This window comes from Zhouia amylolytica AD3 (genome assembly GCF_000511935.2).
Taxonomy (GTDB): domain Bacteria; phylum Bacteroidota; class Bacteroidia; order Flavobacteriales; family Flavobacteriaceae; genus Zhouia; species Zhouia amylolytica.
The window spans coordinates 332,011-349,098 of the sequence record NZ_AYXY01000019.1 but is presented as its reverse complement, the minus strand read 5'-3'; the positions used below and the strand labels follow the sequence as shown (position 1 = coordinate 349,098).

The 17,088-nt window shown below is 37.5% G+C and carries 17 protein-coding genes; 14 read left to right on the top strand and 3 right to left on the bottom strand.

All coding sequences use genetic code 11. The annotated features are described in order from the left end of the window. Positions 1 to 74 precede the first annotated feature (74 nt). The 10 genes from hisG to P278_RS06130 all read left to right on the top strand — a co-directional run bounded on the left by hisG (position 75) and on the right by P278_RS06130 (position 11,078). On the top strand, positions 75 to 932 hold the full coding sequence (gene hisG, locus P278_RS06175) for an ATP phosphoribosyltransferase (protein ID WP_038263882.1): 858 nt from the start codon (positions 75 to 77) through the stop codon (positions 930 to 932). Between the two features lie 17 nt (positions 933 to 949). Beyond that, a complete protein-coding gene (gene hisD / locus P278_RS06170; RefSeq protein WP_038263880.1) occupies positions 950 to 2,239 on the top strand; it encodes a histidinol dehydrogenase in 1,290 nt (429 codons plus the stop codon). Between the two features lie 2 nt (positions 2,240 to 2,241). Next, positions 2,242 to 3,291 (top strand): histidinol-phosphate transaminase, encoded by a 1,050-nt coding sequence (gene hisC / locus P278_RS06165; RefSeq protein ID WP_038263877.1) that lies wholly within the window; start codon positions 2,242 to 2,244, stop codon positions 3,289 to 3,291. Position 3,292: 1 nt separating this feature from the next. Continuing rightward, positions 3,293 to 4,432, top strand: a complete 1,140-nt coding sequence (gene hisB, locus P278_RS06160) for a bifunctional histidinol-phosphatase/imidazoleglycerol-phosphate dehydratase HisB (protein ID WP_038263874.1) — start codon at positions 3,293 to 3,295, stop codon at positions 4,430 to 4,432. Between the two features lie 89 nt (positions 4,433 to 4,521). Beyond that, positions 4,522 to 5,103, top strand: a complete 582-nt coding sequence (hisH, locus tag P278_RS06155; RefSeq protein ID WP_038263872.1) for an imidazole glycerol phosphate synthase subunit HisH — start codon at positions 4,522 to 4,524, stop codon at positions 5,101 to 5,103. 6 nt (positions 5,104 to 5,109) lie between these two features. After that, positions 5,110 to 5,838 (top strand): 1-(5-phosphoribosyl)-5-[(5-phosphoribosylamino)methylideneamino]imidazole-4-carboxamide isomerase, encoded by a 729-nt coding sequence (gene hisA / locus P278_RS06150; protein ID WP_038263871.1) that lies wholly within the window; start codon positions 5,110 to 5,112, stop codon positions 5,836 to 5,838. 113 nt (positions 5,839 to 5,951) lie between these two features. After that, the gene (hisF, locus tag P278_RS06145; RefSeq protein ID WP_038263869.1) at positions 5,952 to 6,707 is read left to right on the top strand and encodes an imidazole glycerol phosphate synthase subunit HisF; all 756 of its coding nucleotides are present in this window, start codon (positions 5,952 to 5,954) and stop codon (positions 6,705 to 6,707) included. Between the two features lie 14 nt (positions 6,708 to 6,721). Further along, positions 6,722 to 7,321, top strand: coding sequence for a bifunctional phosphoribosyl-AMP cyclohydrolase/phosphoribosyl-ATP diphosphatase HisIE (gene hisIE, locus P278_RS06140; protein WP_038263866.1), 600 nt, complete (start codon positions 6,722 to 6,724; stop codon positions 7,319 to 7,321). Between the two features lie 26 nt (positions 7,322 to 7,347). Next, positions 7,348 to 8,439, top strand: a complete 1,092-nt coding sequence (gene corA / locus P278_RS06135) for a magnesium/cobalt transporter CorA (RefSeq protein WP_038263863.1) — start codon at positions 7,348 to 7,350, stop codon at positions 8,437 to 8,439. Positions 8,440 to 8,576: 137 nt separating this feature from the next. Beyond that, the gene (locus tag P278_RS06130; protein WP_038263860.1) at positions 8,577 to 11,078 is read left to right on the top strand and encodes a zinc-dependent metalloprotease; all 2,502 of its coding nucleotides are present in this window, start codon (positions 8,577 to 8,579) and stop codon (positions 11,076 to 11,078) included. Between the two features lie 107 nt (positions 11,079 to 11,185). Here P278_RS06130 and cysM read toward each other — a convergent pair whose 3' ends face one another. After that, on the bottom strand, positions 11,186 to 12,073 hold the full coding sequence (cysM, locus tag P278_RS06125) for a cysteine synthase CysM (RefSeq protein ID WP_038263857.1): 888 nt from the start codon (positions 12,071 to 12,073) through the stop codon (positions 11,186 to 11,188). Further along, the gene (gene epsC, locus P278_RS06120) at positions 12,066 to 12,857 is read right to left on the bottom strand and encodes a serine O-acetyltransferase EpsC (protein WP_038263855.1); all 792 of its coding nucleotides are present in this window, start codon (positions 12,855 to 12,857) and stop codon (positions 12,066 to 12,068) included. The genes cysM and epsC overlap by 8 nt, the downstream gene beginning before the upstream one ends. A gap of 230 nt (positions 12,858 to 13,087) precedes the next feature. Between epsC and P278_RS06115 the strand changes: the two genes are divergently transcribed. Continuing rightward, entirely contained in the window at positions 13,088 to 13,759 is a 672-nt protein-coding gene (locus tag P278_RS06115) for a DUF2461 domain-containing protein (protein ID WP_038263852.1), read from the top strand. A gap of 5 nt (positions 13,760 to 13,764) precedes the next feature. Here P278_RS06115 and P278_RS06110 read toward each other — a convergent pair whose 3' ends face one another. Then, positions 13,765 to 14,172 carry a hypothetical protein gene (locus tag P278_RS06110; RefSeq protein WP_038263851.1) on the bottom strand — a complete coding sequence of 136 codons (408 nt, stop codon included), beginning with the start codon at positions 14,170 to 14,172 and terminating at the stop codon, positions 13,765 to 13,767. Between the two features lie 153 nt (positions 14,173 to 14,325). On the opposite strand from P278_RS06110, the gene P278_RS06105 reads away from it, so the two are divergent. The 3 genes from P278_RS06105 to P278_RS06095 all read left to right on the top strand — a co-directional run bounded on the left by P278_RS06105 (position 14,326) and on the right by P278_RS06095 (position 17,061). Beyond that, positions 14,326 to 15,681, top strand: coding sequence for an NAD-dependent succinate-semialdehyde dehydrogenase (locus P278_RS06105; RefSeq protein ID WP_038263848.1), 1,356 nt, complete (start codon positions 14,326 to 14,328; stop codon positions 15,679 to 15,681). A gap of 11 nt (positions 15,682 to 15,692) precedes the next feature. Next, entirely contained in the window at positions 15,693 to 16,583 is an 891-nt protein-coding gene (locus P278_RS06100; RefSeq protein ID WP_038263844.1) for a DUF72 domain-containing protein, read from the top strand. An 85-nt stretch (positions 16,584 to 16,668) separates the two neighbouring features. Next, complete coding sequence (locus P278_RS06095) at positions 16,669 to 17,061, top strand: acyl-CoA thioesterase (RefSeq protein ID WP_038263842.1); 393 nt, start codon at positions 16,669 to 16,671, stop codon at positions 17,059 to 17,061. Positions 17,062 to 17,088 lie beyond the last annotated feature (27 nt).

The following is a 17,088-nucleotide window of genomic DNA, read 5'->3' as shown; positions in this document are numbered from 1 at the left end:
TAACCCGTTTGAGCAATTCAAACGGGTTTTTTTATACCTGTCAGTGAGTTGCTCGAACCAAACTTTGAAAGAAAATGACCAAATTAAAAGTAGCAATTCAGAAATCAGGAAGACTTAACGAAGATTCGTTGAAGATTCTTAAAGATTGTGGTATTTCTGTAGATAATGGACGAGAGCAACTTAAAGCAAGTGCCAGAAACTTTCCGTTAGAAGTACTTTATCTTAGAAATGGAGATATTCCTCAGTACCTCAGAGATGGTGTAGTAGACATCGCCATTTTGGGTGAAAACACCTTAATAGAGAAGGGGCAGGATCTCGAAATTATTGAAAAGCTGGGCTTTTCAAAATGTAGAGTGTCTATAGCTGTTCCTAAAGGAGTGGATTATACGGATATAAAAGATTTAGCCGGAAAGCGTGTGGCCACTTCATATCCTAATACAGTAAAAGGGTACTTTGATAACAAAGGAGTTGATATAGACCTTCATATCATTAATGGTTCGGTAGAAATAGCACCAAATATCGGGTTGGCTGATGCTGTTTGCGATATAGTTTCCAGTGGAAGTACGCTCTTCAAGAATAATCTTAAAGAAGTAGAGGTCATGTTGAAAAGTGAAGCTGTGATCACCAAGGCACCTGACTTATCTTCAGAGAAGCAGGCAATTCTGGACAAACTACAGTTTCGAATTAAATCTGTCCTTAGAGCCAGAGAATCAAGGTATGTGTTACTAAATGCTCCAAACGAGAAAATAGATGAGATTATTTCACTTCTACCGGGTATGAAAAGTCCGACGGTTTTGCCTTTAGCTGAAGAAGGCTGGAGTTCTATACATTCGGTAATGAATAAAGATAAATTCTGGGAAATTATAGATGAACTAAAAGAGGTTGGTGCAGAAGGTATTTTGGTTTGTCCAATTGAAAAAATGGTGCTTTAAAAGATAATACGTAAACAATGAATAAGATATATAATCCACCAAAACAAAGCTGGGAAGCGCTTTTGAAAAGACCTACTCAAACGGTAGATGATATTGAAGATACGGTGAAGGAGATATTTGCAGAGGTTCGTGCAAAGGGTGATCGGGCTATAGCAAAGTATACCAGTATTTTCGATGGTGTTCAACTCAGTGATATGATGGTTTCTGATGTGGAGATCGAAGAAGCATCAAGGACTGTTTCAGACGATTTAAAAGAAGCTATACAAATCGCTAAAAAGAATATTGAAAAATTTCATGCAGCCCAGCAAACCCCAAAAATCAAGGTCGAGACGATTGATGGTGTTAAGTGTTGGCAAGAAAAAAGACCTATACAAAAAGTAGGCTTGTATATACCTGGAGGAACAGCACCTTTGTTTTCGACTATTTTAATGCTGGCAGTACCCGCTAACCTGGCCGGGTGTTCAGAAATCGTGTTGTGCACACCGCCAAATAAAGAAGGGGTGGTGAACCCTGCAATACTTTATACGGCACAATTATGTGGAGTTTCGAAAATAGTAAAAGTTGGAGGTATACAGGCTATTGCCGGTATGACTTTTGGTACGGAAAGCATACCTCAGGTTTATAAAATTTTTGGCCCGGGTAATCAATTTGTAACTGTTGCCAAGCAATTAGCTACTAAGTTTAATGTGGCTATTGATATGCCTGCAGGACCATCTGAACTTCTGGTTGTGGCAGATGATTCCGGGAATCCTGATTTTATTGCATCAGATTTGTTAAGTCAGGCCGAACACGGAACGGATAGCCAAGTTGTATTTATCACAACATCAAGTAGTTTGGTTGATAAAGTTGAAGTGTCAATTGAAGATCAGCTAAAGGTGCTTCCTCGTAAATCAATAGCGGAAAAAGCTATTGAAAACTCTAAGTTAATCATTGTTGAAAGTAAGGAGATTGCTTTAGAGATGATTAATGAATATGGGCCTGAGCATTTTATAATTTGCACTGAAGATGAAGATTATTACGTGAACGGAGTGCAGAATGCAGGTTCGGTTTTTATTGGGAATTACACTCCGGAAAGCGCGGGAGATTATGCTTCCGGAACTAACCACACACTTCCGACGAATGGGTATGCCAAGCAATATAGTGGGGTTAGTTTAGATAGTTTTATGAAGAGCATGACTTTTCAAAAGATTACCGAGCAAGGGATACGATCTTTAGGGAAAGCTATTGAATTAATGGCCGAGGCTGAGGGTTTACAGGCCCATAAAAATGCCGTAACTTTAAGATTAAAAGCACTAGAAGAAAATTAGAGATGGATATAAAGACGTTTAATATAGAAAAATTAGTAAGGAGCAATGTATTGCGTTTAAAACCTTATTCTTCTGCCAGAGATGAATTTGTTGATTTTAAACAGAAGATGATTTATCTGGATGCTAATGAGAATCCCTTTGAGAATGGAGTAAACAGGTACCCGGATCCTCAGCAGCGAAGCTTAAAAGAAGTCCTGGCTGAGCAGAAAGGGGTGCAGGTTGATCAGATTTTATTAGGTAATGGTAGTGATGAAGTGCTTGACTTGGTGTTCAGAGCTTTTTGTGAACCTAAAGAAGATAATATCATCACATTGCCACCCACATATGGCATGTACGGGGTACTAGCCGAAACTAATGATGTTGAAAATAAAAAAGTGCTTCTTGATGAAAATTTTCAGCCAAATGTTGAGGCTATTTTAGCGAAAGTGGATGTTAACAGCAAGTTGATGTTTCTTTGCTCGCCTAATAACCCGTCCGGAAACTCTTTTGACGGAGTTAGAATTGAGCAGCTGCTGAGAGCGTTTAAAGGACTCGTAGTTATCGATGAAGCTTATATTGATTTCTCAAAGCACCCAAGCTGGTTAAACCGACTTGATGAATACCCTAATTTAATAATTACACAAACCTTGTCAAAGGCTTATGGGATGGCTGGTATTCGATTGGGTATTTGTTATGCATCGAAGGAAGTTATTGCGGTTTTAAACAAAATTAAACCGCCTTATAATGTAAACGAACTTACGCAGCAGAAAGCTTTGGAAACAATGTTGCATATTAGTAAAGTTAATAATGAAATTGATTGTATTTTAAGAAATAAGGAGGATTTACTTAAAGCATTACTTCAAGTTAATTTTGTAGAAAAGATATACCCAACAGACGCTAATTTTGTGTTATTGAAGGTGGATAATGCCGATCGTCGATATGAAGAGCTTATAGCAAAAGGGATTGTTGTAAGAAACAGAAGTAAGCAGCCACTTTGTGATAATACATTACGATTTACTATTGGAACTAAATCAGAAAACGAAGCATTGATTAAAGCATTAAAAGAATTATAAAATGAATAAAAAAAGAGTATTGTTCATAGATCGAGACGGAACTATGATCAAAGAACCGGAAGACGAACAGATTGACGCTTTCGATAAGCTTGAATTTTTCCCCAAAGCCTTTACTTATTTAAGTAAGATTGCGATGGAGCTTGATTATGAATTGGTGATGGTAACCAATCAGGATGGATTGGGGACGGACTCTTTCCCGGAAGATACGTTTTGGCCCGTGCATAATTTTATATTAAAGGCATTTGAAAACGAAGGAGTCGTATTTGATGACATCGTAATAGATCGAACTTTTCCTCATGAAAATGCGCCAACAAGAAAGCCAAAAACGGGATTGCTCGGCAAGTATATGAATGGTGATTATGATTTAAATCAATCTTTTGTCTTTGGGGATCGGCTAACCGATGTGGAACTAGCTAAAAACCTCGGAGCTAAAGCGATTTATATAAATACGAATACTAATTTGGGTACGGGCGAAATATCAGTTAAACAAGAGGAGTTGAGTCCTTACATCGCCTTAGAAACTGATGATTGGCAGAAAATTTATGAGTTTTTAAAACTTGAGGACCGTGTTGCTGATGTTGTTCGCAAAACTAACGAAACAGACATTAGCATTACGTTGAATCTGGATGGTACTGGAAAAAGTAACATCAGTACCGGATTGGCTTTTTTCGATCATATGTTAGACCAGATTGCAAGACACGGACAAATGGATTTGGATATTAATGTAAAAGGAGATCTTGAAGTAGATGAGCATCATACTATTGAAGATACTGCTATTGCCTTGGGCGAAGTTTTCAGTAAGGCTCTGGGTAATAAACTAGGAATAGAAAGATATGGTTTTGCCTTACCCATGGATGATTGTTTAGCGCAAGTGGCAATTGATTTTGGTGGCCGAAATTGGTTGGTATGGGAAGCCGATTTTAAACGTGAGATGATAGGAAAGATGCCGACTGAAATGTTTTATCACTTCTTTAAATCATTTACTGATGGTGCTAAGGCCAATTTGAACATTAAAGCGGAAGGGCAAAATGAACACCATAAAATTGAAGCTATTTTTAAGGCTTTTGCAAAGGCGATTAAGGTGGCAGTAAAACGCGATCCTGATAAAATGGTATTACCATCAACAAAAGGAGTATTATAAAAGTAAATAGATGTTGGTAGCGGAGTAGATGGATAAAAAGATGTTATTCAAATTTTAAAACCTATCGTCCGCTGCCTAATACCAATAAAATGAAAATAGTAATTATAGATTACGGAGCTGGAAATATTCAAAGCATCATCTTTGCTTTCCAACGTTTAGGGTTTAAGCCTGTATTAAGTAATGATCCGGATGAAATTATGACGGCAGATAAGGTTATTTTTCCGGGTGTTGGTGAGGCGAGTAGTGCGATGAGAAAGCTTAAAGAGACAGGACTTGACTCGTTAATACCGCGTTTAAAGCAACCTGTTTTGGGAATTTGTTTAGGGATGCAATTGATGTGTAATGGTTCTGAAGAAGGAAGTACCAAAGGGTTAGGTATATTTAACGTAGATGTAATCCGGTTTAATAATTCTGTAAAGGTTCCTCAAATCGGTTGGAATCAAATCAAACATCCGGAAGCTCCCTTCTTTTCTGAAATAAAGAACAATGAATATATGTACCTGGTTCATAGTTATTATGCCCCGTTATGTGAGGATACCATTGCCTCTGCTACGTATGGCGTAGAATATTCGGTAGCTTTACAAAAGAACAATTTTTACGGAGTACAATTCCATCCTGAAAAGAGTAGTATTGCGGGAGAACAACTTATTAAGAACTTTTTAAGCCTTTAAAAACTAATGAGAATAATACCAGCCATAGATATAATTGAGGGTAAGTGTGTACGTCTTACCAAAGGAGATTATAATACCAAGAAAATATATAATGAAGATCCTCTTGAAGTGGCGAAAGAATTTGAAAACTACGGGATTAAAAGTTTGCATCTCGTAGATCTGGACGGAGCAAAATCAAGTCATATTGTTAATTATAAAATTCTTGAAAAGATTGCCGGGAAAACAAGCCTGAATATCGACTTCGGAGGTGGATTAAAATCTGATGAAGATTTAAAAATAGCTTTTGAGAGTGGAGCTACTCAAATTACCGGAGGAAGTATAGCCGTTAAGAATCCTGCTCAATTTAAAAGCTGGATTAGCCAGTATGGCAGCGATAAAATTATTCTTGGTGCTGATGCCAATAATGAAAAAATTGCTGTTAGCGGCTGGCAGGAGGAGTCAAAAGAGGAGCTAATACCATTTATTAATAGATATCAAAAAGAAGGAGTTCAATACGTTATCTGTACGGATATTTCCAAAGATGGCATGCTAGAAGGACCGGCTTTTGGTTTGTATAAAAAGATACTGAATGCCTCTGATGCAGATTTGAAACTCATTGCCTCCGGAGGTATTTCGTCTTTCGATGAGTTGCCGAAACTGGAGGAAATAGGTTGTGAGGGTACTATAATAGGTAAAGCTATTTATGAAGGCAGAATTAGCCTGAAGCAATTGGAGAATTATATTTTAAATAGTTGATAATTGTGAGCTCGAGTAAAGTTAAAAGGCAGACCACAGAACGTATGTGTCTAAACTGCCTGTCAGATACATTCAGACAGGACTCGACCTGACAGTTTAAAGAATAAAGAACAATGTTAACAAAACGAATCATACCGTGCCTGGATATTAAAAACGGACGAACGGTAAAAGGGGTGAATTTTGTAGATCTTCGCGACGCCGGAGATCCGGTGGAACTTGCGGAAATCTATGCTAAAGAAGGAGCGGATGAATTGGTGTTTTTAGATATTTCTGCCACTGAAGAAAGAAGAAGAACCTTAGCGGAGTTGGTATTGCACGTTGCAGAAAAAGTAAACATACCTTTTACTGTAGGTGGAGGGATCAGCTCTGTTGAAGATGTTGATCGCTTGTTGAAGTGTGGTGCTGATAAAGTTTCTATAAATTCTTCAGCCGTGAAGAATCCTCAACTCATCAATGATCTGGCGGCTAAATTTGGAAGTCAGTGTGTAGTAGTAGCTATAGATGCTAAACAAATTGACGGGCAGTGGAGGGTACATTTAGTAGGAGGTAAGGTCCCTACCGAATTAGATCTGTTTGAATGGGCCAAAGAGGTAGAAAAAAGAGGAGCAGGAGAAATCTTGTTTACGTCTATGGATCACGATGGTACCAAAAATGGTTTTGCAAATGAAGCTTTAGCCCAATTATCTACCGCATTAAATATTCCGATTATAGCTTCAGGGGGTGCGGGATCTATCCAGCATTTTACCGATACTTTCAAGGAAGGAAAAGCTGATGCGGCTTTGGCTGCCAGTGTATTTCACTTTAAAGAAATAGAAATAAACGATTTGAAATCGGAATTACGTAAACACGATATTCCGGTTAGATTATAAATGAGCATATACTTATGGAAATTAATTTTAATAAAAACAACGACGGATTAGTGCCTGTCATCATTCAGGACGCCAGTACCAGAAATGTGTTAATGCTGGGCTATATGAATGAAGAAGCCTATGCCAAAACACTTGAAACACGAAAAGTTACATTCTTCAGTCGTACCAAGGGGCGATTATGGACTAAAGGAGAGGAAAGCGGTAATTTTTTAACGCTTATTGATCTGAAGGTAGATTGCGATAATGATACCCTATTAATTCAGGCCGATCCCGAAGGACCTACCTGTCATAAAGGTACTGATACCTGTTGGGGAGAAAATAATGAATCAGGATATGGTTTCTTTTCTGTTTTGGAAGCGATTATAAAAAGTCGCCAGCAAAGTGCTAATGCGGATAGCAGTTATGTAGCTTCTTTGTTTGCTAAAGGAATAAATAAAATAGCACAGAAAGTAGGCGAGGAAGCTGTAGAAACTGTTATTGAAGCAAAGGATGATAATGAAGAACTGTTTTTAAATGAAAGTGCAGACCTGTTATTTCATTATTTAATTTTGTTGAGAGCCAAGGGGTATTCTTTAAAAGATATTGAAAAGGTTTTACAGGATAGACATCGTTAAAATGAGGCTTTTTCTTAAATTTAGGCATGACTAAGAAAAAGCTTAATCTTAAATCTGCAATACAAAAGCAATTTCGTTCTCAGCGACAAATAGGTAAAGCTCCGGGTACCATAACCTACATGGGAAACCGTGAAGATGGTACCTACGCTATTACCGTTATTGACTATTCTGATAACCTGTTTGATTTTCAAACCCTTACCAGGGTGGAAGATGCTTTGGCATTTAAAGAACAGGTTAATGTTACCTGGTTCAATGTGTATGGGTTAAGTAATGAGAAAGAGATCGATAAGCTGGGGAATTACTTTAATATCAACCCATTAGTTCTCGAAGATATTGTAAATACAAATCAGCGTCCAAAAATTGACGAGTACGATGATTATGTGTTTGCAACTTTGAAGATGCTATACCTGAATAAAGATTATGAGATCAGTACAGAACACTGTGCGATCATTTTATCTGAGCATAATGTACTGTTATTTCAGGAAATTGAACTCGACGTTTTTGAAGGGGTTCGGGATCGGATTAAGAATAAGTTTGGAAGGATTCGCACCAGGCAGGCCGATTATTTATTCTTTGCACTGATCGATGCTATTATCGATCAGTATTTTGTAGTTACAGAGAACATTGCTGCAAAGATAGACCTGCTCGAAGAGGAGGTGTATAATCACCCAAGCCAGGAAACTGCAGAAAAAATACAACGATTAAAAAAAGAAGTACTTTCCGTTCGAAAATGGGTGGTTCCGGTAAAAGATCTGGTGAATAGGATTATTGAGTCTGAACATCCGCTGGTCACCAAAGAGACTAAATTATTTCTAAGGGATGCTTTAGATCATAGCATTCAGATTAATGAAAATATACAGTTATACCGAGAGCTTATCACTAACCTCATGGAGGTGTATATGACCAACATGAGCAATAAAATGAACGAGGTCATGAAGGTGCTTACGATCATAGCCACTATTTTCATTCCACTGACTTTTATAGCCGGTATTTATGGTATGAACTTTAAAAATATGCCTGAACTGGAATCGGAGTATGGGTATTTTTATGTGCTGGGTATTATGTTTCTGATTTTAATTGTAATGATCATTTACTTCAAAAGAAAACGATGGTTTTAATTCTTTCGGACCTCAACTGAAGTTTGCCAGAGGTCAGGATTCGTTTCTTTAGTTAAAAAAAAACTAAAAAACAGCCATATAGATAATTTTCCTCATAGAATAATTATTTTCACGCCTGCTAATTTTAAAAAATTATTATTTTGAAACACTTTTCCTCGAAGTTCCTTTTAGTTGCTTCAGCATTTTTGGTATTGTCCTCATGCTCAACAATGAAAAAGGCTAGTAAATCTAAAAAAGGCGATAATACTGCTGCAAAACCTGCTGCCAAGAAAGCCGATAAAAATGGTATTCAGCCCTATAGTAAGGTAATCACCAAAGATGCTAAAAGCGATACGGGTTTATTTACGGTACATCAATTAGACGATAAGTATTTTTACGAAATCAATGATTCACTTTTTGATCGTGAGATGTTAATGGTTACCCGTATTTCCAAAACAGCCAGTGGTTTAGGTTTTGGTGGAGGTAAACAAAACGAACAGGTATTACGTTGGCAAAAGAAAGATAAGAAGGTTATCTTAAGGATCGTTTCTCATAATGTTGTAGCGAATGATTCCCTGCCGGTATATCAAGCGGTAGTTAACTCTAATTTCGAACCTGTTTTAGCGACCTTTCCGATTAAAGCTATTGGGAAAGACTCTGTAAGTACTGTTATTGATGTAACATCTCTTTTTGAGGGTGATGTTAAGCCATTCGGTTTGGCTAGTGGTGCAAGAAAAGCTTATAAAGTAACACGTCTTGAAAACGATAAATCTTTCATTGAGAGTATTAAAAGTTACCCTCATAATATAGAGTCAAGACATGTTAAAACCTATAGTGCAGGAAATCCGCCTTCAAATGGTTCAACCGGGACGATTTCGATCGAGATGAACAATTCAATGATTCTTTTACCTAAAGTGCCAATGAAGCGTCGTTATTTCGATGAACGTGTAGGATGGTTCACAAGTACTCAAACAGATTATGGTTCGGAAGCACAACGCAGTAAGAAACTGGAATATCTTGATCGATGGAGACTTGAGGTGAAAGATGAAGATATCGAGAAGTTTAAAAGAGGGGAGCTGGTAGAACCTAAGAAGCCAATAGTTTATTATATAGATAGAGCAACCCCTGAAAAATGGAGAAAATATATCAAGCAGGGTATCGAAGATTGGCAAGTGGCTTTTGAAGCTGCCGGTTTTAAAAATGCAATAATTGCTAAAGATGCGCCAACTCCTGAAGAAGATCCGGAGTGGAGTCCTGAAGATGTTCGTTATTCTGTAGTTCGCTATTTGGCATCTCCTATTCCTAATGCAAACGGACCTCACGTGAGTGACCCAAGGTCAGGAGAAATTTTAGAAAGCGATATCAACTGGTATCACAACGTAATGTCTTTGTTGCGCGGGTGGTTCTTTGTGCAGACAGCTGCAATTAATCCGGAAGCACAAAGCCCGGAGTTTAAAGATGAAGTTATGGGACGACTGATTCGTTTCGTTTCATCTCACGAGGTTGGACATACTTTAGGTTTACCTCACAATATGGGAAGTAGTGCTGCTTATCCTGTTGAAAAATTACGCGATGCTGAATTTACAAAACAGTTCGGTACCGCACCTTCTATAATGGATTATGCTCGTTTTAATTATGTTGCCCAGCCAGGTGATGATGGGGTAGCACTTATGCCAAATATTGGGATTTACGACAAATATTCAATTTCTTGGGGGTATAGACCAATTTTAGATAAAACTGCTGAGGAAGAGAAGGAAACTTTAAACCAATGGATTTTAAAGCATGCAGGAGATCCTCTATATAGATTTGGACATCAACAGGCTGGAAATGTAGTAGACCCTAGCTCCCAAACAGAGGATTTGGGCGATAATGCTATGTTAGCAAGTGAATATGGAATAAAAAACCTGAAACGTATTGTTCCGAACCTAATTGAGTGGACTACAACTGAAGGAGAAACATATGAAGATCTCGATGAAATGTACGGACATGTAATCAGTCAGTTTAATCGTTACATGGGGCACGTTTCAAATAATATAGGAGGAGTGTATGAATATTACAAGGCTGCCGGACAAGATGGTGCTGTTTATATTCATGTTGATAAAAATCATCAGAAAGAAGCCTTACAATTTGTAATTGATAACTTATTTGAAACACCTGAGTGGTTGTTAGACCAGGATATATTTAATAAAATTGAATATTCAGGTTCAATAGAGCGAGTTCGTAAATTGCAGGCACGTACCTTGAATAATGTATTAAGTGTAGGTAAAATGGCTCGAATGATTGAAAATGAAACCATTAATGGTAACGATGCCTACAAACTTACTGATATGACACGTGACCTTAGAAATGGTGTGTGGACTGAATTAAGAAGTGGTAAAGCGATCGATACCTATCGCAGGAATTTGCAACGTGCACATATTGAAAGATTAGCTTATTTAATGAATGCGCCAAATCAAAATGGTGCAAGCGGCAGCAGATATATAAAAGCTACGGCAGTTAATACGAGTCAATCTGATATCAGAGCAGTTGTGAGAGCTGAATTGACATCTCTTCAAAGAGCTATACGTTCCGGTTTAAACAGAACAGGAGATAGCATGAGCAGAATTCATTTACAAGATGCTTTAGAGCGTATTGATGTTGTATTAAACCCTAACGGCTAATAGTGTTAGTACCTTCATAAAAAAAGCTCCGGAACATTCCGGAGCTTTTTTGTTTAACTCTTAAATTAGCATATGTAGTTCCTAAAAAACAGATAAAGCATTTTACTCTATTTATCAAATAAATCGGACGAAAGATAACGGTCGCCACGGTCACAAATAATGGCTACCACAATACCTTCATCGATGGTCTCAATAAGTTTTAATGCGGCGGCAACGGCACCTCCACTGCTCATTCCTGCAAAAATACCCTCTTCATGGGCTAATCTTTTCGTAGTAGCTCTTGCTTCGGCTTCTGTTACCTCTATTACCTGATCAACCTTACTCGGATTAAAAATTTTAGGAAGGTATTCCACTGGCCATTTACGGATGCCTGGTATGCTTGCATGATCATCGGGTTGTACCCCCACTATCTGTATCTGCTGATTTTGTTCTTTTAAATAAGTAGAAGTACCCATTATGGTACCCGTAGTTCCCATAGCAGAGACAAAATGAGTTACTTTCCCATCAGTATCACGCCATATTTCAGGACCGGTGGTTTTATAATGGGCTTTCCAGTTGTCGTCGTTGGCAAACTGGTTGACCATCACATAGCCTTCTTTTTCTACCTTAGCCTCCGCATAATCCCTGGATCCTTCGATGCCAATATCAACTGGGGTTAAGGTAACTTTGGCTCCATAGGCGCGCATAGTTTGCACCCGTTCTTTGGTGGCATTTTCCGGCATGACCAATTCTATGTTTAAGCCGTAAATTCCAGCTATCATAGCCAGAGCGATACCGGTGTTGCCACTGGTAGCTTCGATAAGTTTGGTGTTTTTATCAATAGCGCCGCGTTCTAAAGCACTTTTAATCATATTATAGGCAGGCCGGTCTTTAACACTTCCTCCGGGGTTATTGCCTTCTAATTTTAAAAATAGCTTTACATTAGGATTTGTATTTATAGAAGTGGCTTCGATCATAGGGGTGTTGCCAATTTGATCTAGAATGGTATTACTCATGGGTAACTGTCTTTATTTTTATTTCAGGGGTATGTGATACTAAGGAGTTTGCAGGAACTGATTTGGTAAGCCAAACGTTACCCCCAATAACCGTGTTAGCTCCAACCACAGTTTCTCCTCCCAAAATGGTAGCGTTTGCATAAATAGTCACATTATCTTCAATAGTGGGATGTCTTTTTACGTTTTGCATTTTTTTGTCCACGCTTAAAGCTCCCAGCGTAACTCCCTGGTATATTTTTACGTTATTCTTAATGATGGTCGTTTCACCGATGACAACTCCGGTGGCGTGGTCGATGAAAAATGAATCACCTATAGAGGCTCCCGGGTTGATATCAACGCCTGTTTTCGAGTGTGCGTATTCTGTCATAAGTCTTGGCACCAAAGGAAAACCCTTTAAATATAATTCATGAGCCAAACGATAAATCGCAATCGCATAAAATCCGGGATAGGACAGATATACTTCTTCCACTGAAGAGGATGCAGGATCGTTCTGATAGATGGAATGAGCATCCAGATTCAAACGTTCCAGAATTTCAGGAAGTTTGTTTAAATAACTCTCCCAAACTTTAGCACAAGGCTTGTGTTGTTCCCAACAAGCCAGATCAACTAATTCTTCGAAATCCTTTTCAAGGCTATTGATATGTTTTTCAACAGAAGTCTCTACATCAAATAAGGTATAGAATAATGTATCCGTAAAGGACTCTGTTTTTTCTTTCAGACGAAATTTTACATTCGGAAGCTTTTTGTGCTTTTGAATGGCGTTTAAAATGGTTTCATTCTTCATGGCTAACGATTTACCCGTTATGAAATTGATATGATCTCGTAATCAGTCGTATCTATACTATAAAATTAACAGTATATAAGGAAATTTCAGCATGGAAACCTCAATACTTATTTGTAGTTTAGTTTACGAAGCTTCAAAATTAAACAATATGACCGGAGAAGTTTCAAAATTATGATAAAAAATAGTTAAGTCTATAGATTTAGTAGGCTTTTAAGAATAGTTTATAAATTATGCAACTACAGAAAGAAGTATTTGAAGCGTTAAGGGAATTGAAAGCGAATAACAATCGCGACTGGTTTGAAACTCATAAAAAAGAATTCAAAAAGGAAGAAAAGAATGCTAAAAATTTCTTTGAGGCCTTATTTGAACTTCTTAAAACACATGATGAGGTAGATAAAATGAAGATGTTCAGAATTTATAGAGATGTTAGGTTTTCTAAAGACAAGACGCCCTACAAAACACATTTTTCTGCAAGTTTTCATCGCGTTAAACCCAGGCTTAGAGGGGGATACTATTTACAGATTGAACCAGGGAACAGCTTTTTGGCATGTGGTTTTTGGGCACCTGAAAAAGCCGACCTATTGCGCATCAGAAAAGAATTTGAACTTGATGATTCTGAAATAAGAGCCCTAATTAATTCAAAAGATTTCAAGGACACCTTTGGTATGCTTAAAGGAGATGAGTTGAAAACTGCTCCGAAGGGTTTTGACAAAGACCATCCAGCAATAGATCTCATTCGAAAAAAGCAATTTATTGTAATTAAAGAATTTAATGATAAAGAGGTGTTGTCTCAGGGCTTTATGAATGAGGTAAATGAAGTTTTTAAAAAAATTCGCCCATATTTTGATTATATGAGCGAAATCTTAACCACTGATTTAAACGGAGTTTCTTTGATCGATTAATGAGATTATGCCACAGCGGTATTGTCCATAAGCTGTACGTTGTCTTTTAATCTTTCGACCACCATATTCATCATACGTTTATTTAAGGCAGAGGAGTTCTCGATATAACATTGGTACTCCTCTACGGTAAATTGACCAATAATCATACCTTTAAGGGAATTCCGAAATTTTATATCCTTTTGAATGGCATTTTCAATATATCTTAGCTTTCTTTCAAGAACCAGACCGAAGAAAACACCTTTGTGCTTATTCGCATAATTTTTAAAAGCCTCGATAAGTAAGTCATTCTGAAGCTTAATAATAGGGCGCAGGGTTGCATTCTGAAAACGCTCATCTTTGCTTGTTGAATCGTAAACTAATGCTGATGGAATTTCTGGACGAACACTGAGTAAGTCCTTCGTACGGGTGTCCATAATAATAGTAGTTTTTTTAAAGTTATAAATTCTAAAGGCGCCAGTAAAGTGTTTGGCTCTTATTTATTAACCATCTTATAAACAATTAACTATAATTGTGTTTGTATAGAGTGTTGAATTCTTTATAACTTAGTGACATAAAGGCAATATAAAATGATACAATCTATTAACCCATATAATAATCAGCTAATCAAAGAGTTTGAAGAACTTTCTGAAGCTGATATAGCAGCTAAAATAGCCCTGGCTCAGGACGCCTTCGAATCTTGGAAACAAACAACCTTTGATGAGCGTTCCGGACTCTTACATTCTTTGGCTGACGTATTAATTGAACAGAAGGAGGCGTACGGTAAAATCATGGCACTGGAAGTTGGAAAGCCGATTAAACAAGCTATTGCTGAAATTGAAAAATGTGCATGGGTATGTAACTACTATGCTGAGAACGGAGCTGATTTTCTTAGAGATGAGCTGATATCAACAGATGCGGATAGAAGTTATGTTAAACATGAGCCTTTAGGTGTACTATTGGCAGTTATGCCTTGGAATTATCCATTTTGGCAGGTATTTCGCTTTGCCGCACCGGCTATAATGGCTGGTAATGTGGGGTTGTTGAAGCATGCCAGTAATGTGATGATCAGTGCTGGAAATATTGAAGCGTGTTTTACTGAAGCCGGATTTCCAAAGGGTGTTTTTCAAAATTTAATCATCAGTAGTAATAGTGTTGCAGCTATCATTGAAGATGAACGTATAAAGGCGGTTACTTTAACCGGAAGTAAACCGGCAGGAAGCGCTGTTGCGTCTAAGGCTGCTAAAGAAATAAAAAAATCTGTGCTTGAGCTCGGAGGGAGCAACGCTTTCATTGTGCTTCATGACGCCGATATAGATAAAGCTGTTGAAACAGGAATTAATGCACGATATCAAAATACAGGTCAAAGTTGTATTGCAGCCAAACGATTTTTACTTCAGAAGGATATTGCAGAAGAATTTTTGAATAAGTTTTTGAAGAAAGTCGAAACATTAAAATCCGGAAACCCTTTAGATGAAGATACTTATATAGGAACACTCGCCAGGGAGGATCTGGCTATTGAATTGGAAAAACAACTAAAAGCTTCAGTAGATAAAGGGGCTAAGGTGCTCATTGGAGGTAAAAGATGCGGTGCCTATTTTGAACCCACGGTTGTAACCGATGTGAAAGAAGATATGCCTGTACTCAGTGAGGAAACCTTCGGACCACTGGTTGCCGTGGTTACTTTTGACACAATAGAAGAGGCTGTTGAACTGTCTAATAATTCGAAGTTTGGATTAGGAGTAACTTTATTTACTTCTGATATAACTAATGCAGAAGCATTGGTGCATCGATTTGATGAGGGTGCGGTGTTTATTAATGAGTTGGTAAAATCAGATCCCAGATTACCTTTTGGTGGTGTTAAAACTTCTGGCTTTGGCCGTGAATTAAGTCATCATGGTATTAAAGAGTTTGTAAATGTTAAAACGGTATTTATCAATAAATAATAGAATAATAAATGAAGTTTGGTAAGGTAGATAAACCTGAGTATATAGATTTTACAATGCCGGCAGACCATTTTGGAACTGCTGGGGTTTTAGCAAAAAATAAAGATCAAAAATTAACAGCAAAGCTTGCGGTTGGATGCGCGAAATGGAACAGAGCCGATTTAAAAGGATTTTATCCAAGAGGAATCAAGGATGAATTATCTTATTATAGCTCTCAATTCAACAGTATAGAGTTAAATGCTACTTTTTACAGAAACTTCCCGGCCTCACAATTTAAATCCTGGTACGACAGAACTCCGGAACACTTTAAGTTTTTCCCTAAAGTGAATCAAACAATAAGCCATTATAAAAGACTCATAAATGTCGAACAGGCATTAGAGGAGTATCTCGATGGGGTTGTGCATCTTAAAGAAAAGTTGGGTACTGTATTTTTACAAATGCATAATAATTTTGCGCCAAAGAATTTTGACAGAGTAGTCAGGTTTGTAACGTTGTGGCCCCGGGAGTTGCCTTTAGCAATCGAATTCAGACATACTGATTGGTTCAACGACGAAATGGTGGCCAATGAATTGTATTATTTACTGGAGGAAAACAATATTGCTAATATTATAGTTGATACTGCCGGCAGACGAGACTTAATGCACATGCGTTTAACCAATAATGAAGCTTTTGTACGCTATGTTGGTGCTAATCATGCTTCTGATTACGGGAGGTTAGACGATTGGGCAGCACGTTTAGAAGAATGGAAAGAGCAGGGGTTAGGTAAAATACATTTTTTCGTGCATCAAAATTTAGAAAAAGAATCACCTTTATTATCCTCTTATTTTATTGAAAAGTTGAATAAACAACCCGGTTCAAATCTTAAAATTCCCAATGAAGCCATGCATCTATTTTCTAATTGATAAATCTGATTAACAATTTGAAAATAATGATCCTAATCACTGTAATATGAGCGATATGTGTCCTAACTTTGGGTAAAAATAAGTTATGAGATTTCACACGAGAAAATGGATTAAACCCGAAGACTTAAACCCTAACGGAACACTTTTTGGTGGTCGTTTATTGGAATGGATTGATGAGGAAGCTGCTTTATATGCCATCATACAATTAGAAAATCAGCGTGTGGTAACCAAATACATGTCTGATATTAATTTTAAGAGCTCTGCCAGAGAAGGAGAAATCATAGAAATAGGAATAGAACCTATTGAATTTGGAAATTCTTCTTTAATCTTACGCTGCGAGGTGCGCAACAAAATGACACGTGAATCTATCATTAGTATCGATAAAATCATAATGGTAAACCTCAACGAGGAAGGGAAACCTGTAGCCCATGGTAAGACGCAGATAGAATATGTAAAAGACCGATTAAAGGACAAATAAATTGTCGGATAATCCATCGGTACTAGT

Bases quoted from the DNA above. Each gene is read 5' to 3' on its own strand.
- hisG (WP_038263882.1), top strand. From the start codon at position 75: ATGACCAAATTAAAAGTAGCAATTCAGAAATCAGGAAGACTTAACGAA.
- hisD (WP_038263880.1), top strand. From the start codon at position 950: ATGAATAAGATATATAATCCACCAAAACAAAGCTGGGAAGCGCTTTTG.
- hisC (WP_038263877.1), top strand. From the start codon at position 2,242: ATGGATATAAAGACGTTTAATATAGAAAAATTAGTAAGGAGCAATGTA.
- hisB (WP_038263874.1), top strand. From the start codon at position 3,293: ATGAATAAAAAAAGAGTATTGTTCATAGATCGAGACGGAACTATGATC.
- hisH (WP_038263872.1), top strand. From the start codon at position 4,522: ATGAAAATAGTAATTATAGATTACGGAGCTGGAAATATTCAAAGCATC.
- hisA (WP_038263871.1), top strand. From the start codon at position 5,110: ATGAGAATAATACCAGCCATAGATATAATTGAGGGTAAGTGTGTACGT.
- hisF (WP_038263869.1), top strand. From the start codon at position 5,952: ATGTTAACAAAACGAATCATACCGTGCCTGGATATTAAAAACGGACGA.
- hisIE (WP_038263866.1), top strand. From the start codon at position 6,722: ATGGAAATTAATTTTAATAAAAACAACGACGGATTAGTGCCTGTCATC.
- corA (WP_038263863.1), top strand. From the start codon at position 7,348: ATGACTAAGAAAAAGCTTAATCTTAAATCTGCAATACAAAAGCAATTT.
- cysM (WP_038263857.1), bottom strand. From the start codon at position 12,073: ATGAGTAATACCATTCTAGATCAAATTGGCAACACCCCTATGATCGAA.
- epsC (WP_038263855.1), bottom strand. From the start codon at position 12,857: ATGAAGAATGAAACCATTTTAAACGCCATTCAAAAGCACAAAAAGCTT.
- P278_RS06115 (WP_038263852.1), top strand. From the start codon at position 13,088: ATGCAACTACAGAAAGAAGTATTTGAAGCGTTAAGGGAATTGAAAGCG.
- P278_RS06110 (WP_038263851.1), bottom strand. From the start codon at position 14,172: ATGGACACCCGTACGAAGGACTTACTCAGTGTTCGTCCAGAAATTCCA.
- P278_RS06105 (WP_038263848.1), top strand. From the start codon at position 14,326: ATGATACAATCTATTAACCCATATAATAATCAGCTAATCAAAGAGTTT.
- P278_RS06100 (WP_038263844.1), top strand. From the start codon at position 15,693: ATGAAGTTTGGTAAGGTAGATAAACCTGAGTATATAGATTTTACAATG.
- P278_RS06095 (WP_038263842.1), top strand. From the start codon at position 16,669: ATGAGATTTCACACGAGAAAATGGATTAAACCCGAAGACTTAAACCCT.